Genomic DNA, 24,375 nt, shown 5'->3' on the forward strand with positions numbered 1-24,375 from the left:
GAAATCAGCCTTGACCCAATCAATGTCTTCATCCATTCAGATTCTGCGGGGAGCGATATCGTTTCCCGAGACGATCCTGGGCAACCGTCAGCGGAGAACCTGGGAACGACTGATAAGTTACATTGAGTCATCCGACTCACCTTCCGCATTCGATAAAGCAGCATCCTACATCGAAGGCTATGTGCACGCGCTTGTCGACAGCGACCAGATCCACGTTTCTATCGAACGAGATCTGTTGATCATCGAAACGGTCGACGCTTGGCGATGCACCCGTATTGAATCGAAAACTTCGCCTTATCTGAACGCCCCAGGAAAACCATGACTTCCATTTTTAAACGCTACGCCGACGGCGGAACATCAGACATGCACATCAAGATGCCTCAGCGTCTTCTGCCCACGACCGTCAGTCATTGTCCCCTCGAGGTCTTAGTGGGCCATTTGGAAAAGTATCTCTTAGACCCCTCCTCCGCTCGTGAACATTTTCCATGGGCTGCGCGGTTCGTTATGGGCATGCCCGTTCCAAACTGGGCGCGTGGACTGGAGTGGAACCTCGGTCAGAAGTCTCGCTTCATCTCCGCAGTATGGTCAGGCGGGGATCTGGGAAGCTACCTCACAAATGACTGGTACGAGCCAGTGATCGGTAGCAGGGCATTGGCCGTAAACAGTGAAATTTTGATTGATGGCCAGCAACGTCTGCACAGCCTGGAAGAGTATCTCCTCGACCGTTTGGCAATTCCTGATGCACAGGGACAACCAAGGATTTGGTCTGAGCTTGGCAACGGCGAAAGGAAACGCTTTCTGTCGACGATCTTTACCCATGTCAGGGTGTCGTCTGGTGACGAGGTGGCATTGCGCAGGACATACGATCTTTGCGCACTGGGCGTAGTGCCTCGGTCATTTGATCAACGAGCTGTTCGGTAACTTTTAATCAAGGCGGTCGGGCGTATCCCTTCGGGATCGGCTGTCGTAAACCGAGCACCGCTGCGCTGGGTCTCGGCCCTTCGGGCTTCCATCCTTACGCTCTTCGACCATCCTGGCCCGCGCGCTCCGCTTGCAGAGCGATCCGACTCACCTTCTTACTTGGACATCGGCTACCGCTCCCACATACTGCTGAGCATCCGATTAAAGATGAGGCCGGGCAAATGGGTTGGCTATTTTGGAAAGACAAGCGCCCCGCGTGGGTTCAGGCGGAAGAACGGGAATTCATCAAGGCTGCGAACCGCTTAAAGACGCTTCAGGTCACGCCTCGTGGTGGCATGAGGATTGACCCTGAAGAGATTCGAGACCAGATTGTTGCCGCCCGTGAGCTGTATAAAGGCTTGGTTAAGAAATAGCTTTCGCTAAGGATCAACCACCAATCGGTGCAGATAAAGGCCCGCGATTCAGCTACAAAACGTCCACGACCTAAAGCCATACCACGGCAGGAACAGCTCGGCGGCTTTCCGAAAACTGGTCTGCCTCCCCCGCCTGCTTACACAGAGATTTGATCCTGTCGCCTAGATCAGCCTTTCGTGCTCTAGGTCGTAGCAACCTCATCCGGAATCCGCAGCTATGTTTCGGTTAGCCTTCCATATCGCAGTGCTACATTCTGTGCTGAGACATCTCGTGCATCGCGCCGGGGTAGACATATAGGAAGCGCCAATGCTTAAGAAAGCGATCAAATTTCTCCGCGACTCTCTACTGGAGGACTTCGGCCAGCCGGCGACCCTGATAAACTTGCTTCGTGCAGACGTCGGCCTGAACAGGCACTTGGTCGAGCATCGAAAGGGTATCAGCGCAAGCGAAGTGGTGCGTTGGAACGACTTTGGCGACTTGGGGTACGAGACAAGTCGGATGTACCGGCGGAGGCTCAATGGATGGACACGCTCCCCTGGATCCTATCAAAACTACGCCTCGACCAGCCTAGTCCGAGAGGATCTTCTCAGCTTGGGTACAGTTAGGGAGATCAAGCGATGGAACTGTGATATTCAGCAGGTCGACGGCTTTTCCGCATCGAAGTCAGAGCTGCGCAGGTTCAAAAGCATGGACGCCTTGGTTGAGCGCAACTCCCAGCCAATGATCACACCTGTTACCCAAGAAAAGCTTGAAGAGAATCTCCGATGGGACGAGATCCGGATCATCTCAAGAGAAGATCACGATTACTTCTCCACTTGGGAATGGGACGGACGAGTGTTCTTGATCAACAGCGGAGGCTCCCACCACTTCGCAGCGGCCAAGTACATCGCGAAACGGATCGGGGTCAACGTCCCACTCACAGGGCGGTATAAGGTTTACGGAATTAATCAGGTCGCCTTGGCGAGCCTAAGACGCGATTTCGACATGTTTGTGTTGTCATGGCACTGCAAACAGCAAATGGACTTTCACCGAGCCATGCAGAGGTTTGAGGCGACATACTACTGGAAGGATCTCCCACGTCCATACACTGACCAGGCGGCGATATTCCTGCCTAAAGCGGAGAAGCGCGCTGGGAAGGTATCTGAGGTACTGCGTGAGGCTGGGTTTCAGGATTTAGGCCTTTACCTCCAGAAGCTGGCTAATGCTACGGGTCATCATGTCCCGGTCGTCTAGCAGCCCTATGTGCATATAAATGCCGCATTTCAGCCTGCCATTGAGTCAGAAATTTGTCCCAGTCATAGGCGTACGGGCCATCGACCAGGCGCGTCGAGCCGGTGCTCGCTTGCAGAAAGCGCTCACGCCATGGCTGGGGAATACCTGCCTCGCGCACAATGCTGATACCGGAACTGTGGCGTTCAATCAGAACTGCTTTGCGGACAGCATCGATATCGAGGCCTGGATGACTACGGTTTAAGTCGACGCGCTCTTGGTCTTCAATGCCGTCTAGAACATCCAGAATCGCGGCTGCCTTCGGATCACCTGGGATCAGGTGCGACAGTGTCCATAGTGCTTTGCGCCTGGCAGACTCACGCGTACGAAGATCATCATTCATGTTCAGTGCCTCGATATGAACCGGCAGTCAGTCGACGGTAAAGGTCGGCTAAGAGGCGAGCATCCAGCAGCGCGTGATGTGGAAGTTCTGGGAGCGTTATGTTGCCAATATCATCCGCTTGGAGATGCCTGAATATCAGGATCAGGTTGGTTGCGCGATTTACCACATTTGCTGGCCAACGATGATTTACGTACGCCAACTGGCAGAACAGATCCCAGTCCCAGTCCGGAGCGTCCGAGCAAACCTCAAGGGGGCCTTCCAGGTTGCTCAGGAAAGCAAGTAGTGAGGATTGGGCTTCGACCAAGGTTTTCCCGTGCTCAGCCAGGTCGAGCAGGGGTAGGACGTTGTGGATCACGAAGTCGCTGCAGTCTCCCACTTGGTAGGTGTCTGTGAGTTCAACGTAGTATTCGTGGCCGGCCTCGGACACGAGTGCCAGCGAAATCAACTTCGTGTCCCGGTTGAGCTGGGTGAACTCGCAATCCAAAAATAGCTTCATCCCCTCCTCCCCTGTGAGTACCTGGTTCATGTCTGCCCGTGTAGCTTTGGTAAAACGATCAAAACCAGCTGGTTTCTTTTATGACTTTAACCGATTGCCCTGACGAGTCTATGCCTGCACTCACAGCAAGGGAGGTTTGCCGGGTGCTGCGCGATACCATCTTCGGGCGGCGCGTGATATTTATCGACTTCAAAAGAAATTAGCGATCAGATCATCGAAGCGCATGATCAGATCAAAGTGCTTGTGCGCAAATAGCTCGAATTGATCAAACCTACCCAATAGCTAAAGCGGTTCACGTGAGCACGCGCAGGACTCAATCACGCAGTGATGGCCTGCCATGCAACCGAAGCGCTTCAGCCCGCACGGGCCGAAAACTTGAGGATGACCGCCCGGAGGGCCAAAACCTGGTGCAGCGAAGGCTTGGTTCACGCCAGCCGAGCCCGAATGGTCAAGTTCAAAAAGAAGCGATGAGGATTACCGATGGACTAGGAGGCAGGATGGTCGCCGAACGTTTTATGAAGCAGGCTCTGCATCGTCACTGAAGCAGGGCCTTGGAAAGTGCTCTCAACTGCTGATATCGAATCGAATAGGATTGATGTGAGCAACACTCGTGCCGTGGCCCCAGAACAGCTGAACCAGTGTTTAAAGTGAAGGCGGCCTAACGAGCGTCAGCATTTCTTCAGTCAAACCTTCTTGGACGTATAGTTCTGGTATCGATTCCTCACCAGGCGTCTCCATTGCAACCAATGCTTTAGCCTGCTCGAACGCCTTGGTGATGGAAAGTCCAAAGCCGATTGCAGAATAAAACTGCGCAGAGAAAATTCGTGCAGGTAAATCCCCTACATCTCTATTCATGCCAATGGTCGCTGGCACGTGGTGCAAGCAACCTTGAGCTTGATTGAAGGAGAAGCAGGTATTGAAGAACACCAGTTTCACGCTCTCGGCACCAAGCGCCATGGCACTGACGATGGCCTCTTTGGTGACGTGTTTTTCATTACCTTGATCGTCCTGTAGCACAAGCGTATCGGCGCTTGTCCCATGGCCACTGAAATGAACCACGGTCGGCTGCAATTCATTAATGGCTTGAAGCACATCTCGCGGTCGTACCGCCCACCGTGTGTGAAAAACCAGAACATCTCTATATTCCGAGGCCCGGATGCGCTCACCGATTAAGCGAGCTTCTTCATCGAGCCCAAGCTTAGTTGTTGAGTCGTTGCCAGGGTCAGCAGCGAAGAAGACGACGGTAATATTCCCTGGGAGAGCCTTCAGACGCTCAATTTCCAGAGCGGTTTGAACGTGCAGATTTTCGTGCCTCGAAAAGCCTTGGCTCAGGTCACGGAGTACACGACCTTGCTGGAGGGCGGCGCGCTTCTGCTCAGCCATGACTTTCTTCTCTTCCGTAACTCGCTTAGCTTGAGCAGTGTCTTGCCGTTTGCGCTCTCGCTTCAGTTCATCCTCGAGACGCTTCTGTGCGGTAACGAGTTTTGTATGCTCATCGGCAATTTTCTTTTCAATTCTGCCAACCTCTGTTTCGGCTTTGGCCTGATCACTGGCGTACCTAGTCGCCTCTCGGAGTTTAGACGTGGCGGTCGACGCCGAAGATGCGCGTGCTGCTGCGGCCAAGGCGTCGTGATTTTTTTTACCTGATTTCGCAGCGGCATCGACTTTCCTGGCTTTTTCGCCCTGAAGCTTGGCAATGCCTTTTTGAATATTGGCTACCTGCGTACGGTACTGATCGGTGTTCATAACAAATTCCCTTCTGTCCATGCCTCCATATCGCTACTATACCGCGATCAGGCTCAAGGGGATTGCGCCTATGAGCTGTCTAGCATGGAGTTAGCGCTTCGATGGATGAAACGATTTCGTACCTGAAAGACAGGTTCAAAGAAGAGCAAGGTCGCTTCGATCAGGTAGAGAATAAAAGTGCTAAATTCTTTACCGCTGTGTCAGTTTTGGTGGCTGGGCTCAGTGCCTTAGCAGCATTGAAAAATGGGATTCTTTTCCAGATCCAAACCCCACTAGCCGTGTGTGCATTCGTAGCATTTGCCGTGGCAGCGTTCTCTATAGCCTGTGCCTGGGGGCACGCGCTCAGTGCGCTTAGTATCAAGTCCTACCCAAGTCTGCCCTCCAGTCGTGAGACGGCAGAATATCTGAAGGCGGTAGATGGAGAAGCGCAAAAAGCGCATCTCTATAACTGCTATGTCGATACCCTCGAGATCCTCAAGACAGCTATCGACGAAAAGTCGAAACCGCTAGATTTGGCCTACCAGGAAATCACAATCGGAGCGAGCGCATTTGCTCTACTCGCCGTGCTTACTATCATCAGGGAGTTAATCGCATGACTAATGAAAAAAAGCCACAAAGTAGCGAGCAGAAAATACCGCCACCTCCACCAACCACCGAGTACCAACGACGCGACAAGGAGACGCCGTTGAATCAGCAGGAGCGATATAAACGTCGATAACAATCAAGATGGTTTGGGGATCAGCCATGACGAATTTAACGACATCTAAAACCCAAAGCTTCAGCAGAAAGTCAAAGCCTAGCTTTTCTATATGAAACTGGACGGCGTGTAGAGGGGATATTAAAAGATGAACTCAGAGCATTACCGTGATGAGGTGGTTAGGCGTCAAGCAGAGATCGCTGGCCTCGAAGTACAAAGAACAAAACTGGTATATGAAGCAGCCGAAGCAGAGCAGAAAAGATTGGTTTTGATGGCGAATGCATCTCGAGCCGTCACGCCATCAGCTATTGCAGCGGGACAGAGAGAAGCAAACCGCTATTCACTGCTGCACGCCAAAATAAATGGCAACGCAGCAAAGCTCGCTTCAAAGATAGCGCGCGCGCAATCAGAATATCAAAAAGCTAGCAAAAACCTAAATACTGCATTGACTCAGGAGCGTTACAAAGAGATTCAGTCTGAGAGAAATCGGCTCATACACAAGATAGTTCCCTTCCTCCCCGCACTCGATGATTTTTTATACGCCTCCTCAAAAAATGAAGACGAGCTGTTATCTTCAGGAGAAAAAAATAGCAAAAAAAATTATCCCTACCCTCCACACCGAGGAAGCTTCCATATAATAACTGGGGTTAATGGCACAGGTAAATCAAGATACCTTAGATCATTGATCAAACACGGAGCACCCGAAGAATACTACAAGCGGATAATCTGCCTATCTGGAACTGCTTATGACCGATTCCCACTCCAAGGAGACGCTGAAAACGCTAAGATTAACTATCTATATTTTGGCAATAAAGCAAAAGGTAACATCCTATCGGAAAAAGCCCCATTTAGATTACTAGCACACTACATGCTAGGCGAGGGCTGTAACGGCATATCAGGTGAAATGGCCGGAAATGTCCTAGAAGAAATTGGCTTTAGTAGAAAGCTAGGGCTCCGCTTTTCCCGGACTGCCTACAAGAAAGGCTTACGAATAAAGTATAATGCCCGCGCTTCCGAATTAGATATCATAATAGAGCTATCCAGCACATTAGAACAAACCTACGAGACCGAAGATCGGCTTGTAAGTATATCCAATGGCGAGGCATCGTTACTTGATTTAGTTTTCCAAAAAAATGGTGAAGAGCTCACCTTATCAAACTTGAGCTCTGGCGAGCGATTATATCTACTTACTACTCTCGCACTTTGTTTTTGCGTGCGGGACGGAACACTTATCTTGTTCGATGAGCCTGAGAACTCACTTCACCCACACTGGCAGGCCAAAATAATACAGGACATGGTGAAAATTATTGGCAAGATGGCTGATGAATGTACCACCGTTATCGCCACCCACTCTCCACTGATTGTCTCCAGCGCACCAAATGATATCAGCCTAATATGCAACTTACCTTCCGAAGCCCCGTGGATTAAATCTGAGCTTTACGGCCGAAATACTGACACTGTTCTTTCCGAACAGTTCGGACTTAACTCACCTAGATCTTTATCCGTCGCAATGTTGATACAAGAATGCTTGAGCACGTTGATGGAAGCAAACGAAAACCCTGCACGGTTTATCAAAGCAGCAGACACCCTTCTAAACCAAAATATAAAACTCGACCAGGACGATCCTCTTTTCAGCACAATGAGTCGTATTCATGAACTTCGGGAGAGATTTTCATGAGCTTTGGCCCTGGGAAGCTATACCCAAATCATCGACATATTATAAAGAGACACTCTACCGGTATAACAAAATATCTTGAGGGACAGATTGAATGGAACAATACGCAGCTTGCACCTCTAAAGCATTCTCTCAGAATATTACTTAGAACGCAGCAACAGGGAAGATGCGTATATTGCAGGAGAAAAATATCTATAGAAAGACGAAATACCGCAGAAGATATTGAACATTACTTAGACAAATCCAAGGAAAAGTATCGAAAATGGGCTTTTTCCCCTGTTAACCTGGCCATAGCATGCCACCCATGCAACATGCAAAAATCTACAAAAGATATGGGTGATGAAACAATTTCTTTGGCACTAGGCTTAACTGCTGGGGCCGGTGAGTTTCGATGGATTCACCCATATTTTGATGACTACTTCGAAAATATCGAAATTATTGAGTCGTGGATTTACATAATCAAAGCCAACGCTCCTAAAGCCAACCGAGCGAAAAACATGATCATAGACTGTAAGCTTGATCAAATCCAGACGATTGAGGCGGGAAAAAAAATTGTGCTCGACCGCATTGGCAAGGCACAGCTCCTAGCGCTGAAGTGTTTTGAAAGCAATCGATCCCGTTCAAAAAAACTACTGGAGTATGCGCAGATCTTAACCAAAGAAGGTTGGAAGCATATTTAGCGTGCACCTAAACATCATAAACATGTTGAACTCAGATCGATCTATGGGCACCAAGACGTTCTACCTAGTTACCTGCGGTTAGCTACGTAGCGTGATGCCGGATGCGCTCATGAGTGTCATCAGCCTGCGTGCATGATCCGGACGTGTTTGCTACGGTGAAATCCCCTATGGCGCTTCATTAAACAGGCGACTATTTCTTTTTGAGATAGTTATTGATGAAGTCCAATCAAGCTGGCGCGTCGTACCCCTAGCTTCGCTTGGCATGAAATTCTTTCACCTCATTTCATGTCATCTTGATCGCGATGTTCATTGCTGAGGATTCATCTAGTACATAAACCTCGATTTCAGGATCACTGATAGGAGGAAGAAGCCTAAAAGGCTCTACCAGGCGACAACTGCCTACCATTCCATCTTGGCTAAAAACGAAAGCTGGGCAACGATCCCCGCTTTCAAACAACGCCCTGATGCCGCCCTTCAGCCATTCCCAGTCAACCAGCACGGGGAAAGACGCACGAGTCCTGTGTAGGACTACGGGGATATGGAGTCTGCGCCTTTTACGACACTAATTGGGAACCTAGCCAGTAGCTCATCGGTCGGGATAGCCTCAATCACCTCATTCATTTCTTGTGCATCGCTGAGGTTGATCCCATCGTCAAAATAAGGATCAAGAAAAGCCATAAAATCTACGAACCCGAAGGATTGGAACATTTGCTCTTGGCTATACTCCGCACGAGAAAGCAGCGCCTTGACAATATTGCGGGCGATTGATGCTGCTGCCTCATACTCGTTCGGATCAGCCTGATCAGCGTGTTGCGCCGCCAGCAGGTTAAATAGCCAGGCGTGTCGGTAACCTAGATCGAAGCATGCTTGGTGGAACGTATGCCGATTACTGATGAGATCCGTGCTAATCCATTGGGCTAGCTCCACCATTGCCTGCACGCGCTTAGCTGGATCTCTAGAAAGCACGGGCATTGGTGTAATTATTTCTTCCGTGATGTCGTACATTTGCTTCATCTCTATCGCGAACCGCAGCGCCTCCAACTGAGCCCACTCCACCAGGGGCTCAAATTTCGCCGCTACCTCCTTATCAGGAGCAGTGTTGAAGGCTGCGCCTAGGAGATCCCCAAGCACGCGTCCGACTAAAAACGCGTCGCTGCACTTGATTACCCCTCCTGTAAACGGATTGCCCTGTGATAGGTTCGTCACTAGCGTCATCGCAACTGCTGGATCCGTCCAATCCAACTGGTTGAATCCTACAAAGGGCATGTAATTGTTCCGAACAACAGGATTGGCTAAGCTCGCAGTAGGTCAATGGAGCCGAATTGGTCAAGAAGACCATCGCAGGTTCAGGCCACTCATCCTGCCCTCAGGATTATCGTTGATATGATCTATATGAAAGCCAGCGCTTTGCCCCTCCCGGAAACAGTCGAACGCATCGGCACGTTGATCCGAGGCATGATGGCGTTCTGGAAGGACGCTCATGGGTGGGCGCCAATTGATGCAGCAGAGTTGTTGAGCAAATCAATGCTTGAGTGGCAGAGCTCGCTTGCGGAACAACTGAGTGGGTGGTGCGGCCCATTGAGCGATGGTCAACTAATTCTTGCCTGGACAAACCTTGGCGCCTTGGTTGAGGGCCAGATGAAGTTGCTGCTGTCTGTCTACTACCAAGAATATTTAGTAGACACTCTGGCTATCAAGAACGGAAGAACCGGAAATACCGTGGATCCAGATGGGGTGACTCTTGAACCTTTGATCGTATTTTTCAAGAAGAGAATTTGGTCGCAGCAGGAAGACTGGGAGCCTTGGGTACGTACGGTGCAGCGCCGGAGAAACGCTATCCATGCGTTTAAGGAAAACTCTATAGGTTCTGCAGAAGAGCTACATGCAGCATTGAGGACTCTTCTCGAGTTTGTAAGATTCATAAACGGTCGATTACCGTACCCCGATGGGTACTATGCGCCCACTGAGTGCTAGCTGGGACGGATAAACAACCTTTATGCTTTTACTATTCACCTAGAGTTCAACGTGGCGCAGGCGAACTGGTGCAGGCCAAGCTACAGGATGGGTGACTGCATAAATCGAATCGCATTCTACTGACACGTGAGAAAGTTGGTGGTCACCTAACCGCCGAACCCTAGGAGCTTCACAATGCTCGCAACCGTTGATCCATTCAAACGCGCAGAGCAATATCAAGCCCAGCGAGGTGAATGGGTGGTTGGCGGGCTGGAAACCCAGGTTTTCTGGCCGAATAGGGCTCAGCTGATAACCTTTGAGGGGCTAGAGTTTTTGCTGCAACCGGCCATATCCGAAGGGGAGCATCGGAGCCTTCCTGCAATTGCGCTTCGAGTTAATGGTCAAGGCATGACTGCCAATGAAGGGCGAGCTGCAGTGATGCGCCTGGCAACTGCAATTGCCTGGCGTGAGGGTGCGAAAGTAGAGATCGTCATGTGGGGTGGTGGTAGCCATCCACATCGAGTAGGCATGCTTCGCAACAATGCCTTTACCGAATTTTTTTCTGACGAGAACCTCCACTCCCCTCAAAGCGATGAAGCCCGCAAAGCAATGGCCTACTATCGCGAAGGGCTGTCACTCAGCAATCCCTTCTACTCGTTTCTCGGATTCTACAAAGCGTTTGCCCGCTCTTTGCCTGTTGGCCGAGAACGAGGGCCGTGGATCCAGCAGGCCCTCCCGGTATTAACGGACAGAGACTCAATTGCCCGTCGTGATGAGTTGCAGGCTCTTGGCACCGACATTTCCGACTACCTAGCAACACAAGGCCGCCATGCTATCGCCCATGCCGAACGCGACGATATCGTAGATCCAGATGATCCGGATGACCACCAGCGGATTCACATGGACAAGCCACTGATGAGGCATCTTGCTGAGCTCGCTATGGAGGAGCGTCTTGGGGTGCCAGCACGGTGGGCATATGACCGGGAGCACCTCTATGAGCTCGAAGGATTTCGCACCCTGTTTGACCAGGAGCAGTTGGACGGGCTAAAGCGGGGTGAGCTCGTCCCTAATCGGCAATACGAAATTCCTGATGAGTTTTACGTACTCGCACGCAAAGGAAAATCATGCACTCCGTTAGGAAACATGCGCCTTACATCCACCGGTATGGATGACGGAAAGGTAGGTGTTCGCCTGGAGTCGGCCAACGGTCGAGTGGCGTTTATTTTCTGGATGGATTTCAGAAATGAGCGTCTCCTAGTTGATCCCCTAGCGGGTTGTGGTTTACTAAACGAGCGGCGTGATAGTAGAAGTGACATCGAGTCGGAGCTGTCTCTACAAGAGTTTAAATTCGCCTTGTACTGCAATGCGTCGGTGGAAATCTGGTCTTCAAACCTGCAGCAGCGTTTAGGTAAATCAGAGCCTTTCGTGCTCTTCAACGCAATGCCTGATCTGACCGGGCATCGTCAGATCATTGACGGGCTCAAAGCGTCATTGGAGGGGAGGCCCCCTGAAGATGGTTGAACGCACATTGCCGCCACCCAGGGTGGTGAAGCCCCTTCACATGATCACGCTTGCCTCAGCACGTTCTTGGTACCCCCGACCGCAGAAGTCGCCCTTCAAAAACAGGCGTCTCGCTGGATCCCTCACGGCCCCCTAGTCTGATACCGGGACTGCGTGAAAAACCTCAGATCCGTCGATCTAAACCGACACCAGCCTACGTATGCAGGCGGCTCCACGTCAAAAGAAAGGCTAACGCCGTCGGTTAGCATCCGATTGCGGGAGTTCGCGGTTCCGTGGCTTTACGAAGGCCCTCGGATACATGATGATAGCGTTTTGACTACCAGCTTGGGTTCATCATGGACGAATTTTGGAAAAACGCTGTCAAGTATTGCGGCAGTGCGGCGCTAGCCGGCCTGTTGGGGTACACGGTTTATCCGCAAATCATCTCCTCGCCTTACCTCAAGAATCTGACGCATACCGAACTGTTCGCTCTGATGTGCCTTCTGGTGGTTGTGACCTTCGCATTATGCGTGGCATTGATTAATGCCGGTACAAAAGGACGCACTGGAAGCAATACCGTGAACATCAAGGGTTCCACAGTTCATGGTTCAGTGCGGGCGGGCAACGACACAAACAACTCGCCCAAATGAATAAAGCAAGCATTTGGGGCTCAAACATCCAGGGCGGCGTGCGTGTGGGTGATGACACCAACTATGTCATCAACCTACCCCCTGCAGATCCGACTGCGATTACTCGCGCACTTGCAAGAATCCAAGAGTTGAGTGAGCACGATGAAGATTTCATGTACTTCATCGAACGTCTGGATTTTTTTACCAACCAGAAAACTCAGTCTCCGATGATCGGTCTGGAGCAAAAACTCAAAAACGGGGGGCGTGAGGATTTGCTAGAGGTAGCAATCGAGCGCAAAGATGCCTTTGCGAAGAGATCAATGAAGTCCCAGCTCAATCGAAGACGACAGGCTATCTTTCTCTACATTCTCCAAAAAATTAGTTTTGGCTTCGAAGAATCCATTCGACCGCTAATAAAACAAGGTGTCCCGAATGATGTTATCGATGGGGTAATCCTCAACGGAATTGTCGATACCATTTACCGGGAGGTTATGGCGGAAGACTTCACAATAGATCAGTACATGATTTCAGGGATGTTATATTTTCTCACAGGGAAGTGCCATTTGATCTGGGAGAAGCCAAAATGCTAATGTATCACCCAGCCTTCGATGCAAACCACTGTCTTTACAGAATAGTATCAATTCTCAATGCGACTGGTAGCACGCCAATTAGTTGGCCCCTGTTTCGCATGCTTGATTTTTATTATTTGTTCCCTAGCCAGCTTAAGGCGATAAAACCGTGGCCCAGGGAAATCGGCAAGTACAAATCAAAAACCGCTAACATTCAAGATCAGTTTGAAAATTTGACAAATCCCGCTCGCACATTCTTTGACCTCCAAAGCTTCCAAAAGGCAGCAACACTCGAGCTTATTGCGAAAGGTTGTTTATCGAAATCCGAATTCGATAAAGGCATCATGCAGTTAGAACCAGACGCTTTGCCGCCCGTTTATATTGCACTCCTTGAAACCGATGAGTTTTTGAGGAGCGACGCATTCATAGTCATTACAAAAGGTCTGCCAGAAGCACCTTTTTACGGATCGAACGGACTCAAATCTCGCTCCGGCCTAATGGAATTTATTTATGACATCTAAGCCTTCAACATTATTTGTGAACCGATTTATAATTACCAGGTCGGGGAAGGCGGTGTATGACGCAGTGTTCCACAAAGGCGTCAATATAATCCGAGGTGCTAACAGTGTCGGAAAGTCAACAATCATGGACTTTCTATTTAGCTGCCTCGGTGGGGATATAGCCGAAGATCGGTGGAATGAAGAAGCACAAACCTGTGATGGAGTTTTTGCTGAAATTGAGATTAACGGTCACGTGATGACCATACACAGGACGGTAGAGCCTGGAAAGAAGCCACCCATGAGCTTTTTCGGAGGGTCATACAATGAACTCCGCGAAGCAGGCACGTCAGCCGTGTGGCAAAAATATGGTTTGATTCGAACCGACGAAAAATTGAGCTTTTCTCAACAAATTTTTGAGTTACTAGATTGGCCTCACGACCAAACTGATGACTTTGCCAACTTGACTATTCATCAAGTCTTGCGACTGATTTATGTCGACCAAGGCACCGCAGTAAACAAGATCTTGAGAGCTGAGCACACTACCTTCGACAAGCCTAGCATGCGCCAGGCGATAGGTGACTTCCTGCTCGGCCTTGATGATCTCGGGATTTACTCGCTGAAGCAAAAGCTCGCAAAAGCCGAATCAGAATTCGCCAAAATTGATGGGCAATTAGACTCAATCTACAGATACGTATCGCCATCCGAAGGCACCTTGCGTGAGACCTCACTCAATACTGCCATCAAGAATTCCAATATCGAACTACAGGAGCTTCTTGCGGAACGCGAGCGCCTGATTGTCCAACCTGAAGAGACCTCTGACGCGGCGCTTAATGTAGAGGCGGAGAAGGCAGCCAAAGCCATTGGTGAGCTCTCTAAGGAGATCGACATTCGAACTGCTAAGCAGGCGGAGATGGTGAATGAAATTGTAGAATCCGAACTTTTTATTTCGGCAATAGACTCAAGAATCAAATCCCTTAAAGAGTCGAAGACTGCCTATGACTTTTTTGGCGAAGTAAGATTTAAGTTTTGTCCAAGCTGTCTTTCCGCCATTACCAATCATGAGAGAGATCAGTGCCACCTGTGCAAAACCGAGATCGATACAAACTCTAGAGAGGCTTCTTATTTAGCAGCCTTGAATGAGCTGATTTTTCAAAAAAAGGAAAGCACTCAAGTATTACTTGAAATGAGGACGAAGTTTAGTGAGCATTCCCATTATCTGGAATCTAACCAGCTTGCACTTCAAGCTTTAAGGGCCAAGCATGTCACGACTTTACGTATAAGCTCCGACCGGACTCTGCAACTTAACGAGGTCTCTGCAAAAATCGGAAGCGTAGAGGAGCGGATTAAAAATTACGAAACGAAAGCCAAGCTGGTTGCTGCGATAGAGGGTCTCATCGAGAAGAAACGGGTTCTTAATGAGTCCATTCTAAATCTGGCAGAAGACATCAAGATTAAGAGGGGTCAAACTAGCACGCGCAGAGAAACTGTTGAAAGCCGCATTTCTGAAAAGACAGTCGAATTGCTGAAGCAAGATGGTGGTTTCGAGCCGGCCTTCAATGACGCCGAAGTGGTGATGTTCGATTTCGGCAAAGATTTTATGCTTGTTGATGGCCGTTCAAAATTCTCCGCAAGTTCGGAAACGATCCTTAAGAATAGCTTTCATCTTGCGATCCTACTGGAGTCGTTGGAAGATCAGACGATGCGTTACCCTAGGCTTTTGTTGCTGGACAACACAGAAGACAAGGGAATGAACTCCGACCGCAGTCAAAATTTTCAGCGAGTCTTGGTAGAGTCCCTATCGCATCATAATTCCACGCCTTTTCAGGTCATCATGACTACCTCCATGGTTGACCCAGTGCTAGATAAAACTGCACTTTGCGTAGGGCCGCATTATGCAAAAGGGATGCACACGCTAAATCTTTAGCCAACCTGCTGCGCCCTACGACGCCCAGTGTTCAATCTGGGCGCGTGAGCGGGGCACCAGAAACCAGAAGTTACGATTTAGACCTCATCGTCTGGCAGCCATGGGATAACACCCTTCGGGCCAACGTCCCAATTGTGGTAAAGAATTTCGCCGCTCACGAACGCCCCCTTGGCCCCGGTAAATATGCACTGGTTGATATTTGCATTGCGTAGATCAGCCCCGTCGAGTTTAGCCCCCAAAAAGCAGGCACCTCGAAGATATGCACCCCGAAGATCAACACCTCTCAAATCTGCTTGGCTGAAGTCAGTCTCCCAGCCGTAGGCTCCTGGTTGAACTACAGGATCTGCGGAAATAGAGTAAAACTTCGCATTGCTGAAATTCGAGTGACTCGCCTTCTGAACATCTTGAAACCAGTGATAGTGCACTAGGCTCCCGGGCGCCTGAAGATAGCTGAAATCAGGGACTTTCTTGCGCTTGAGAACGAGCCCAATTCTGCTGAATAGCAACGAGCTGAAATGGAATCCACTGAAATCCACTCCCCGTTTGTCCGCAGCTATTGCAAGAGGAACCTGGTCACGAAGGCATTCAACAAGCGCTTCAAACTGCAGTAAAAATCGGGCTCTACGAAATTCGCCTTCATAGGGCTGCCGCCAAAAACCTTGAGAAAAACAATGAGCGGCATATCGCGAAATCATCCGATCTCTAGCGACAATTTTTTTGTATGTCACACCGTATTCTTTAGCAAGAATGCGAAGACAGATGTCTCTGTTGGCAGGGCCCGAACTGATTAACTGAGCGCGAATTGCTCTGTCTAATGCAGAGCGACTGCCACTGCGTAGCTCATGAAGCAGGACAGTAGCATCTGACTTGAAAGCAGCAAGCGAAGGAGTATCAGGGAAGTTCATAGCCTAGCCTCTCACGGTCAACGCTAAGCCCTAGTATCAGCTGACCATTCAAGGTGGCAGGAGAGGAGGTTGAAACGACGGTGCAGAGGCTTCACCAAGCTAGGGCTGAACGCCACCGTCAATGGCGCAAACGCATATTGGAAAAAAAGCGAGTGACCGTCAAGCCTCGCATCCTCCTCAAAAAATTTGGGCTAGATACAAGGCGGCCTCCCTTGCGTAGCCAGAATCCCACGGACGTTTTTGCAACAAAAACGACTATGATGTCTCGGTGCATTGCCTAACAGGACGTCAAAAAAGCAATGAATCTCCAGGCCCTTGGCAACAAGCTTGAACGTTACCGTATTCAGCTTCAGCGATCTGTTGACGAAGTCGCAGCCTTCACTGCCATCAACGTTGAACGCCTGAGTAGTATCGAGAAAGGTGAGTTGGAGCCTACTGGAGACGAGGTGCTCATCCTCGCAGACTACTATCGATGCGATTTCAAATTCTTCATCTCGAACGAACAAGTCGCTCCGTTCGAACAAACTGAAACGCTCTACCGGGCGCATGGCCGGGAGTTCTCGAAAGAGGATCGCTCTGCCATTCAAGAGTTTCTGTACCTCTGCGAAACCGAAGAGTTTTTAACCCAAGAGCTCCGTGGTGCTGCCAGCACCTTTGCATACACTCCGCAAGGCAGCTATTTCATTGGTCACGCAGAAGGCGCGGCAAGGGCTTTTCGCCAGCAGATGGGTCATACCGACAGAGAGGTTCCCCGAGACATCTACTCCGAGTTTCGCTCAGTAGGCGTGCATGTTTTCAGGCGAAGGCTGTCCAACTCCAAAATCTCAGGCCTATTCGTGATGCACCCTGTCGCGGGTAAATGCATTTTGGTGAACTACACCGAGGACGTTTACCGACAGCGGTTCAGTGCAGCACACGAGATGGCCCACTGTATTTTTGATAGCGACCAAGGGGCAAGCGTGACTATCCCGGGAGACAAAGATATGAGGGAGGTACGGGCAAACAGGTTCGCCTCCTGCTACCTGATGCCTCCCGAAACGATTCGCTTGCTTCCCGCCCCAGCTACCTGGTCTGAAGGAGATGCCCAAGATTGGGCAAACAAGTTCCGAGTGAGTTGTGACGCGTTGGGAATCGCTTTGAAGGCTGCAAAGCGCGCTGACCTTGAAACCAGTCGACGTATCCGGGGATACCGGGTCACTCGGCAAGCCAAGATAGACCCCGAACTTCCAGAGAGCCTCACCGCCCAACAGCGATCCAGGAAAGCGGCGTTACTCGAACGAGGACTGTCCGATCACTACGTGAGGCTATGTCTAGATGCGCAAAGCCAAGGCATCATAAGCCTCGGCAGGCTAGCCGAAGCTCTCCTTTGCAGCTACGGCGAACTGGCGGCACTTGCTTCTCTATATGGAAGGACAATACATGGCTATTGATCCATCGAAATTCCACAAGATCAATGTTGCCGACACCTGTTCGGTTTGGAACATTTTGTCTTCGCGCCGGCTGTATGCTGCGACTCAAGAGGCAAGCTGTGAATTTTGCATGACGGGGTTTGTCCTATACGAATGCTTGGTCAAGCCTCGCACCTCCCCTACTGTAGCCGACCTAGAATTGAGGAAGCGCCTCAAGCAAGAGCAATCCAGGGGTAAATTCGCGTCCCACTCCTGCAGCATTGACGATCTCCAGGCCATTGCAAACCTTGAAAGCCGAAAAAAACTGGGTAAGGGCGAGCTCTCGTCAATCGCATTCGCAAGCAGAATTCGTCAAGCGTTCATCACCGATGATCGCAAAGCCAGAGCACTCTCAGAAAGCGTTGCTCAAGCGATAACACAGACAACTCCTCACATGCATTCTTGGCTCATTTTCACCAATGTTCTGACAGATGCAGATCACGATGTGGTTCTATCTCAACACATAGAGATGGGAGGTTCTCTAGCTACCCATCTAGTGACAGCCTATGGCATGGCGCTACAGTGTCGGCTAAATCTGCATGCCGCCAACAGGGCTACTGACGCTGACGCGGGGCATTGAGAAGGCACGCAGGCCGCAGTGATGGACGCACCGCGAACGCTCGTCTAGGACTCGCCCCCATGAAGCAGCCTCTGTTCGATTTTGACCTCAAACGCGTCTCGCATCAGCACTACGTAACAGGGAAAGCCGCCATCAATTTCCCCCATCCTGAAAGCACCACGGGTGGGTGGCATTTCCTTTCCTATTTTGATCGGGAATCCGGGGAGGCCAAGGTGTCGTTAGCAGGCATTCATTACCCTGACACCACAGCCTACTTTGGTGACCTTGGCATCATCGACGTGACCGATGAGCTAGCAAAGCGTGGATGGTCTGTTGAAGGACGGCGGCTGTACATGGCGGATCACCGCAGAGCTGCTGCGGACATGATTGTGAGATGGGCACTGAGCGAGTCCAACCACTGCAGCGTCGAGATTGATGACTGGTTCCCCTCTCGTGCGGAAAGACAGCGACTGCTTGAGATTCTAGATACAGCAAGGTCACAGCTTTCCAAGATTGGCCGATGGCAAAAAGTGGAAGCGTGGCTCCGTACGCAAACCTTGAGCTAGGGTAGTCGCTAGTCTGGATCGCAACAGAACAAGCACCGAGATGGGTTCTGGGCTGGAGTATCCAGCGCACGAGCAGCGGGAGCCCACTCATGTCTTTAGCCCGACATAACCTTGGCATTACAGGTCATTGACAACACTACATATGGTGATTAGTCTACAAAAATAGCACATCATATGGTGTACAAAGCTATGAATCGTGAAAGCATCCAGCAAGCAGCCCATCGTCTTCATAAAGAAATTTGGGACAACCAAGAACGCTTATGGCCAAACCGACACCTGACGCCATTTCAGATGCTGGCACCTGAGGTCGCGGCCCATATTTTAGGACTTGATTACCAGCTCCTTCCAGACCTGGGCTCTCCACTGTTCGGGCGAGAGGGAGAGCGCTTCAAGGCTGCTGGTTTAATGAATCGCTCGATTCGACGCATAGCAGTTTCCACCGAATTCCCACTAAATGTGATCCGGTTCACCGGCGCTCACGAGGTCGGTCACTTTGTGCTTCATGACGATGAGGTGATGCATCGTGATAAGCCTTTAGACGGATCTGCACGAGGACAAAGTCGCCCTCCCAAGGAAAGGGAGGCTGATTACTTTGCGGCGTGTTTTTTGATACCAGCCCGACTTCTACTAGATGCTTTTGCTGCTCAATTTCAAATGAAGGGCCCCCTCCCCTTCACTGATACCACCTGTTACCACCTCAACCCTTCAGATCCATGGTCGCTTCTGAACGCAGAAAGGGATTCGCTTGATCGAGAGATTTCGTTGGCAAGGTGTGCCCGGTTCAACAACCGTAATTTGATTCCACTTTCGGTTCAATTTGGGGTTTCGGATATTGCGATGGCGATACGAATCAAGGAGCTTCAGCTAGTACGCTGGCCTTAGCCTCTATCCTCCTTGATGCTCTAGTGCCGATGCTCAGTGGCGCGTCGGCCCAAACGAGTCCCTGGTTGGTGGGTTTTCGACGAAATCGATGGACGTACTGAGTTCGTCTTGCATGTGCTCGAAGACTTTTTCGAGACGCGGATGAGCTTTCGATTCTCGCAGTGCATTTACTAATTCCAGAAGCACTCGACCCTGGGCTAGCGGCATCTGGATATCGCAGTACACCGTGTCATCGTCTTGTCTCATGCCCTCACCCGCTCAGTCTTTTTCATTGATATCTTGCGGCCCTATGCTGCTCCAGGTACCGCATCTCTGCTTCCCAACTCGCCAGGAATTTATCCCAGTCTGCGGCGTATGGCCCATCAACCAACCTGGTCGATCCGATGCTTGCCTGATAGAACCGCTCCCTCCAGGGCTGCGGAATACTCTGCTCCAAAATGATGTCGATGCCGGAGTTGTGACGCTTCGCTGAGACTGAATTACGAACCTCAATGAGCTCGAGTGGGTTATCGCTATAGGACGTACCACTTCGTTCTTGTTCGTCGAGCTCATCAAGTATGGTAAGGAGCTCGGATGCTGCAGAATCACCAGGACGGAGGCTTGCAAGCGCCCACAGAGCTCTTCGCCTAGTTCTCTCACGCTCGCGGAGTAAATCGCAGGTCATTTCAGCCTCCTTTTCACAAAGCTGGGCGGTGGTTATGGCGTGCCACCTTCGGCGGATGGCTGGCGTGAACCGAGCCACGGCAAACCGCGTCTCGGCCCTTCGGGCGCTCATCCTGCACGCCTGCGCGCTCCGCTTGCCTAATGTGTAGTGCGCCGGAATTCTGACTGAGTTCAATTTTCAGCGAAATTGCGGCGCAAACATTTAGCTTTTACCGCCAGCCGCGAACATTACTCCTTATGAAACTTGCTGAAGCGACTCGACAGCGTGGAAGGGGCAATAATTTCCCACGATTCCGGCCTTGAGGTGGCACTGAAAATTACCCAGGCGCGCCAAAGGAAAAACAGCGCAACCAGCCCTGCTTCAAATATGGTAACCACTGTAGCGTTATACATATAGCTTTGATCTTGTCCGAATAAGAAGATCAATGCGAATAAAGAAGGAAACCAGCCGATGAGAAATACCATGCAGAACGCGAGAGCGGCGGCGCCCGCCAAAATCATTGGTACCATGAGCCTAAAGGAAGTAGCGAACATTTTCTCGCCACTTTCTTTTTGAACACCATAAATCACACCAATATTTTTTTCTTTTTTACTACTGTTCTTGAACATCCCATAAAGTGTCACACTTTGGCCAACCTCTAATTCTTCGTAAATTTTATTGGTCAATGTCAAATTAGGAATGATAGATCCATCAATACTGATCTTGGCTTTATACCCACCGTTCATGGGCATCACAGATCGTACATAGTCGAGCGTTCCGGAAACTTTTACGCAATCAAACTTCATTACAACATTTACCTTTTATTCACGTAATAGAGTTCTGGAGCAGTTGAAATCTACAGCTTCCCCAAATGTAACCATGTTCCGGTAGCAGGGAGGTGCGCGCGGAAGACCCTGCTGCGAGGAGCTCTGGCGTTTCCCTGCTGGTAGGCGATACGGAGGTGATATCAACCAGCCATGCCCGATGCTGAATATATTAGATGGAATGGGTTTTAGCAATGTGGCCTTATCCTCGCATTTGGAGACTCCAATGCTTGCTAGGGACTCACTTGCCGCTGTCCTACGCGTTCTCAGACGTGCCCGTGATCTGAAAGCAGAGGATTTTTCTACTGGCATCGACCCCACTCACGTGAACAACCTTGAAAACGGTAAAGTCAGCGTATCGCTTGAAACGCTCGAGTCCGTAGCAAAGATCCTTGACCTCCGAACCGTCTCGTTGCTGGTGCTCGCAACAAGTCTTCGCGAAAAAATATCGCCTCATGAGTTACTGGCCGAAGTAAAAACGGAAGTACGCGAGTTTTCTTCGCCACGTTTTTTGGCCGATTTCGCAAGCCAAATAGAAAATGGCGAGTTGGTACGCAGACCGTCGGGAGCTCAGGTTTCCCAGAAAAAATTGGCTGCTGTACGAGAGTGCAAGGTTGCGGGCATGACTCAGCGTGAGACAGTGATCAAGCTCGGTTTACCTGCCTCCACTGTGCAGCGTTACTGGCACAAGGAATAGTTTTCTCACTACAGTGCTGTCGGGATACTCAGAGGCTCTGCACGCCCATCATTCCTGACCTGTCCATCCAGACCACTGACCAAAGCGTTCTGATATTGTTGGGGCAACAATCCATTGGCTCTACGTCATAAGCCGCCAATATCAGAAATGGATGGAACGCGCTGCGTGCCAGCCTGTGAGAGTTTTCGATGAAGCATGTCAGGCTAATCAGGCACGGTGAAAGCGCGGCCAACGCCGGCAAAGCCAGCCTGGATCACGCGAGCATCCCTCTTACGCCAAAAGGTGTAGAACAAGCGCGCCTAGTCGCCGGGTCATTCACCAAGTCCCCAGACCTGATTGTTGCTTCTCCGTTTTCCAGAGCTCAAGCAACTGCAATGCAGACAGTGGCTGCTTTCCCTTCAGTGCCGTTTGAAATATGGCCTATCCACGAATTCACATACCTTGAGCCTGAGCGGTGTACTAACACGACCGTTGCTCAGAGACGAGACTGGGTCGAGGCATATTGGGCCAAGGCAGACCCCGAGTTCACGGACGGGGAAGGCGCAGAGTCATTTTTAGACTTTATATCTCGAGCTCAGTCTTTCCTGGATCGACTTGCGGAGCATCCTGCTCATGACATCGTAGTGTTTTCGCATGGGCAACTTATCAATGCCGTCGCGTGGCTGATCGAGCGCAACCCGCAGACAATCGATGGCCAGGCAATGACCGAGTGGCGCGAGTACGAGATCACCAACCAGGTGCCTAACTGCTGTGGCTACAAGCTAACCAAATACCCAGACGACGCTGGCTGGAAAGTGAGTCCTGGGGAGCCGCGAATTGACGTAACTCAATGCGTGCCAGGCAGAGCCTACCAAGCAGTTCGCGATCTCGAGCGTTTGCTCATTGAAGAGCGCGCCGAAGCTCTCTCAGCGGCAGGCTATCCGCTGCCAGATGATGATCCGGCTATGTATGCTGAGGAAAGACTGAAAGAGGCCAGAGCGGCAGCTCGTTCATATCAGGTTGGTAGCGGCAGCGTAAGCACTGCGGCTGAGCTCTCCGCGAGAGAGGTATCCCAGGTACTGAGGGAGGTGATTTTCGGTCGACGCGCCATGAGTAAGGTGGGTCGTGAATCGTGGGACGAGATTTATGCCGGCCACTTCCAGATCAATGTAGACGGTTGGGAGATATCGATTCACAACGACTGTGATCAGCTCGACTACTGCGAACAATGCGTCAGTCCAGATGGGCGACACTGGTCGTTTGACTCCGGGGATCGCTTTGGCACTGATCCAGTTGCACTGCTCAGCACATGGGAACATCAGACACTTGAGCAACTACTAAAGACATTGTGAAGTGAAAATTACCGTTTCGGTGCGTACCCTTTCAGGTGCGGGCTGTTGTGAACCAAGCCTAGGCTTAGACGCCAGCATCTCGGCCCCTGCGGGCGTCCATCTTCACGTCTTCGGCTGTAGCCTACAAGCTCCACTTGCCACCCATGCTGAGTCAGGCCTAACCAGATAGAAATATTTTGCAGAACCTGCTATAGCTAACGTATCTACATGCTGTGAGAGCAAAAAATGGAGCTCGGGACTCAGCAATTCTTTCAAGATCCGCCACCTCGTCAAGACTTCTGGCTGCTATTCAAAGTCTCATCTTACGAACGACTCCGCCAGATGCAGGCAGGATGTCTGTATATGAACAGTCTCGACTATTTTTCCAATCTTAAGGATGAAGAGTCAATTGCCCTTCGAGTGGATGAACTCGAAAAGGTCTACGGTATCTTGAGAGCGGGGAAAAATACTGAAGGTTACGCGACACTTTCAATCAAGATCGGTGAGAGTGATGTGGAGACAGATCTGGGGCCGGCAGCGATTTTGCGAGCTGACTTTCCTCAACCTAAAAACATCATGCTTTTCTGCATGGGGGCACTATCAGAAAACGAGGATGCAGTAATTACAGGGGAGGTGGATGGGATGCTTACATTCGATCCGCGTTTTTTGGAATTCGGGACGCATGTGCTCTTTATAACCAGCGCAACAGAATTTGGGCGTAGAATAAATATCGCTCTTGCGAAGGAGCAAAATGCGTTTAGCTCTCCATTCATACATGAGGGGTTTGGGTTAATCAACTATAGGGAGCTTGATAATTATTCCGGAGCTTTAGGACTGTTTACAAAGGATATTAAATATTCTTGGCAAAGAGAGTTTCGCATATCGTTTGGTGTTGAAAATACCGGTTTTAATAGTAGGGGCGCTTACGAATTTCAAATTGGTGATATTTCGGACATTAGTCACATCTGCCCTGTCCAAGCAATGATCGATAATCCGATAACCATAAAGCGACGAAGCTTTAAAAAGACAGATACAGGGTACGAACAGGTAACTGATTAAAAGTAACGAATGCGATATTTATAAGTTACCTTCGGCCTGTATTTGCCAATACGTACCGTATAAAGTCCCGACTATGAATCTAGTAAAGCTCTTTTAAATTCCCAGCAAGTAAGCTGACAGTGTTCTAGCAGCGCAGGATGCAGGAACTACTATTAGGAGACAATAT

The 24,375-nt window shown here is 50.2% G+C and carries 25 protein-coding genes and 2 pseudogenes; 20 read left to right on the plus strand and 7 right to left on the minus strand.

Annotated elements, in window-relative coordinates:
* Window positions 1-318: 318 nt before the first annotated feature.
* The 3 genes from TU75_RS15120 to TU75_RS15130 all read left to right on the plus strand — a co-directional run bounded on the left by TU75_RS15120 (window position 319) and on the right by TU75_RS15130 (window position 2,568).
* Entirely contained in the window at window positions 319-921 is a 603-nt protein-coding gene (locus tag TU75_RS15120) for a DUF262 domain-containing protein (RefSeq protein WP_060549369.1), read from the plus strand.
* Window positions 922-1,142: 221 nt separating this feature from the next.
* Window positions 1,143-1,334, plus strand: coding sequence for a hypothetical protein (locus tag TU75_RS15125; protein WP_060549370.1), 192 nt, complete (start codon window positions 1,143-1,145; stop codon window positions 1,332-1,334).
* A 307-nt stretch (window positions 1,335-1,641) separates the two neighbouring features.
* Window positions 1,642-2,568: a DUF6685 family protein gene (locus tag TU75_RS15130; protein WP_231981945.1), complete on the plus strand. Its 927-nt coding sequence runs from the start codon at window positions 1,642-1,644 to the stop codon at window positions 2,566-2,568.
* On the opposite strand, the gene TU75_RS26650 is transcribed toward TU75_RS15130, so the two are convergent.
* The 3 genes from TU75_RS26650 to TU75_RS15145 form a co-directional block, all read right to left on the minus strand.
* A complete protein-coding gene (locus tag TU75_RS26650) occupies window positions 2,540-2,947 on the minus strand; it encodes a hypothetical protein (RefSeq protein WP_082630422.1) in 408 nt (135 codons plus the stop codon). The two genes, TU75_RS15130 and TU75_RS26650, sit on opposite strands and share 29 nt — an antisense overlap.
* A complete protein-coding gene (locus tag TU75_RS15140) occupies window positions 2,940-3,473 on the minus strand; it encodes a 3'-5' exoribonuclease (RefSeq protein WP_060549372.1) in 534 nt (177 codons plus the stop codon). The genes TU75_RS26650 and TU75_RS15140 overlap by 8 nt, the downstream gene beginning before the upstream one ends.
* Before the next feature lie 612 nt (window positions 3,474-4,085).
* A complete protein-coding gene (locus TU75_RS15145; protein ID WP_060549416.1) occupies window positions 4,086-5,189 on the minus strand; it encodes a CHAT domain-containing protein in 1,104 nt (367 codons plus the stop codon).
* A 101-nt stretch (window positions 5,190-5,290) separates the two neighbouring features.
* Here TU75_RS15145 and TU75_RS15150 point away from each other — a divergent pair, with 101 nt between their 5' ends.
* The 3 genes from TU75_RS15150 to TU75_RS27350 all read left to right on the plus strand — a co-directional run bounded on the left by TU75_RS15150 (window position 5,291) and on the right by TU75_RS27350 (window position 8,241).
* Entirely contained in the window at window positions 5,291-5,785 is a 495-nt protein-coding gene (locus tag TU75_RS15150) for a hypothetical protein (protein ID WP_060549373.1), read from the plus strand.
* 249 nt (window positions 5,786-6,034) lie between these two features.
* Entirely contained in the window at window positions 6,035-7,564 is a 1,530-nt protein-coding gene (locus TU75_RS26655) for an AAA family ATPase (protein ID WP_082630423.1), read from the plus strand.
* Window positions 7,561-8,241 (plus strand): HNH endonuclease family protein, encoded by a 681-nt coding sequence (locus tag TU75_RS27350; RefSeq protein WP_141719227.1) that lies wholly within the window; start codon window positions 7,561-7,563, stop codon window positions 8,239-8,241. The genes TU75_RS26655 and TU75_RS27350 overlap by 4 nt, the downstream gene beginning before the upstream one ends.
* A 528-nt stretch (window positions 8,242-8,769) precedes the next feature.
* Here TU75_RS27350 and TU75_RS15165 read toward each other — a convergent pair.
* Window positions 8,770-9,507, minus strand: a complete 738-nt coding sequence (locus TU75_RS15165) for a hypothetical protein (RefSeq protein ID WP_060549376.1) — start codon at window positions 9,505-9,507, stop codon at window positions 8,770-8,772.
* Window positions 9,508-9,624: 117 nt separating this feature from the next.
* Here TU75_RS15165 and TU75_RS15170 point away from each other — a divergent pair, with 117 nt between their 5' ends.
* From TU75_RS15170 to TU75_RS15195, 6 genes are all read left to right on the plus strand, one after another.
* A complete protein-coding gene (locus tag TU75_RS15170; RefSeq protein ID WP_069665467.1) occupies window positions 9,625-10,215 on the plus strand; it encodes a hypothetical protein in 591 nt (196 codons plus the stop codon).
* A gap of 174 nt (window positions 10,216-10,389) precedes the next feature.
* Entirely contained in the window at window positions 10,390-11,715 is a 1,326-nt protein-coding gene (gene mauJ, locus TU75_RS15175) for a methylamine utilization protein MauJ (protein ID WP_060549377.1), read from the plus strand.
* Window positions 11,716-12,050: 335 nt separating this feature from the next.
* Window positions 12,051-12,344 (plus strand): hypothetical protein, encoded by a 294-nt coding sequence (locus TU75_RS15180; protein ID WP_060549378.1) that lies wholly within the window; start codon window positions 12,051-12,053, stop codon window positions 12,342-12,344.
* The gene (locus TU75_RS15185; protein ID WP_060549379.1) at window positions 12,341-12,913 is read left to right on the plus strand and encodes an ABC-three component system protein; all 573 of its coding nucleotides are present in this window, start codon (window positions 12,341-12,343) and stop codon (window positions 12,911-12,913) included. Before TU75_RS15180 ends, TU75_RS15185 begins: the two co-directional genes overlap by 4 nt.
* A complete protein-coding gene (locus TU75_RS15190) occupies window positions 12,907-13,413 on the plus strand; it encodes an ABC-three component system middle component 5 (protein WP_060549380.1) in 507 nt (168 codons plus the stop codon). Before TU75_RS15185 ends, TU75_RS15190 begins: the two co-directional genes overlap by 7 nt.
* A 124-nt stretch (window positions 13,414-13,537) precedes the next feature.
* A complete protein-coding gene (locus TU75_RS15195; protein WP_231981943.1) occupies window positions 13,538-15,316 on the plus strand; it encodes a coiled-coil domain-containing protein in 1,779 nt (592 codons plus the stop codon).
* 77 nt (window positions 15,317-15,393) lie between these two features.
* On the opposite strand, the gene TU75_RS26660 is transcribed toward TU75_RS15195, so the two are convergent.
* Window positions 15,394-16,221 (minus strand): pentapeptide repeat-containing protein, encoded by an 828-nt coding sequence (locus TU75_RS26660; protein WP_082630424.1) that lies wholly within the window; start codon window positions 16,219-16,221, stop codon window positions 15,394-15,396.
* 299 nt (window positions 16,222-16,520) lie between these two features.
* Here TU75_RS26660 and TU75_RS15205 point away from each other — a divergent pair, with 299 nt between their 5' ends.
* The 4 genes from TU75_RS15205 to TU75_RS15220 all read left to right on the plus strand — a co-directional run bounded on the left by TU75_RS15205 (window position 16,521) and on the right by TU75_RS15220 (window position 19,676).
* Window positions 16,521-17,651 (plus strand): XRE family transcriptional regulator, encoded by a 1,131-nt coding sequence (locus tag TU75_RS15205; RefSeq protein ID WP_060549383.1) that lies wholly within the window; start codon window positions 16,521-16,523, stop codon window positions 17,649-17,651.
* Window positions 17,641-18,249, plus strand: a complete 609-nt coding sequence (locus tag TU75_RS15210) for a hypothetical protein (protein WP_060549384.1) — start codon at window positions 17,641-17,643, stop codon at window positions 18,247-18,249. The genes TU75_RS15205 and TU75_RS15210 overlap by 11 nt, the downstream gene beginning before the upstream one ends.
* 59 nt (window positions 18,250-18,308) lie before the next feature.
* The gene (locus TU75_RS15215) at window positions 18,309-18,794 is read left to right on the plus strand and encodes a hypothetical protein (protein WP_060549385.1); all 486 of its coding nucleotides are present in this window, start codon (window positions 18,309-18,311) and stop codon (window positions 18,792-18,794) included.
* 189 nt (window positions 18,795-18,983) lie between these two features.
* Entirely contained in the window at window positions 18,984-19,676 is a 693-nt protein-coding gene (locus TU75_RS15220; protein ID WP_060549418.1) for an ImmA/IrrE family metallo-endopeptidase, read from the plus strand.
* Between the two features lie 33 nt (window positions 19,677-19,709).
* On the opposite strand, the gene TU75_RS28070 is transcribed toward TU75_RS15220, so the two are convergent.
* Window positions 19,710-19,922, minus strand: coding sequence for a hypothetical protein (locus TU75_RS28070; protein WP_060549386.1), 213 nt, complete (start codon window positions 19,920-19,922; stop codon window positions 19,710-19,712).
* Between the two features lie 645 nt (window positions 19,923-20,567).
* Window positions 20,568-21,125, minus strand: coding sequence for a hypothetical protein (locus TU75_RS15235; protein WP_060549387.1), 558 nt, complete (start codon window positions 21,123-21,125; stop codon window positions 20,568-20,570).
* Between the two features lie 244 nt (window positions 21,126-21,369).
* Between TU75_RS15235 and TU75_RS15240 the strand changes: the two genes are divergently transcribed.
* The 4 genes and pseudogenes from TU75_RS15240 to TU75_RS15250 all read left to right on the plus strand — a co-directional run bounded on the left by TU75_RS15240 (window position 21,370) and on the right by TU75_RS15250 (window position 24,209).
* Complete coding sequence (locus TU75_RS15240; RefSeq protein WP_060549388.1) at window positions 21,370-21,840, plus strand: helix-turn-helix domain-containing protein; 471 nt, start codon at window positions 21,370-21,372, stop codon at window positions 21,838-21,840.
* Window positions 21,841-22,028: 188 nt separating this feature from the next.
* A pseudogene (locus TU75_RS28080) lies at window positions 22,029-22,637 on the plus strand (histidine phosphatase family protein); the annotation flags it as partial.
* Between the two features lie 234 nt (window positions 22,638-22,871).
* Window positions 22,872-23,171, plus strand: a pseudogene (locus TU75_RS28605) (DUF7693 family protein); the annotation flags it as partial.
* Window positions 23,172-23,513: 342 nt separating this feature from the next.
* Window positions 23,514-24,209, plus strand: coding sequence for a hypothetical protein (locus tag TU75_RS15250; RefSeq protein WP_197676834.1), 696 nt, complete (start codon window positions 23,514-23,516; stop codon window positions 24,207-24,209).
* Window positions 24,210-24,375: the final 166 nt, after the last annotated feature.

This window comes from Pseudomonas poae, from assembly GCF_001439785.1.
In the GTDB taxonomy this organism is placed as follows: Bacteria; Pseudomonadota; Gammaproteobacteria; order Pseudomonadales; family Pseudomonadaceae; genus Aquipseudomonas; species Aquipseudomonas poae.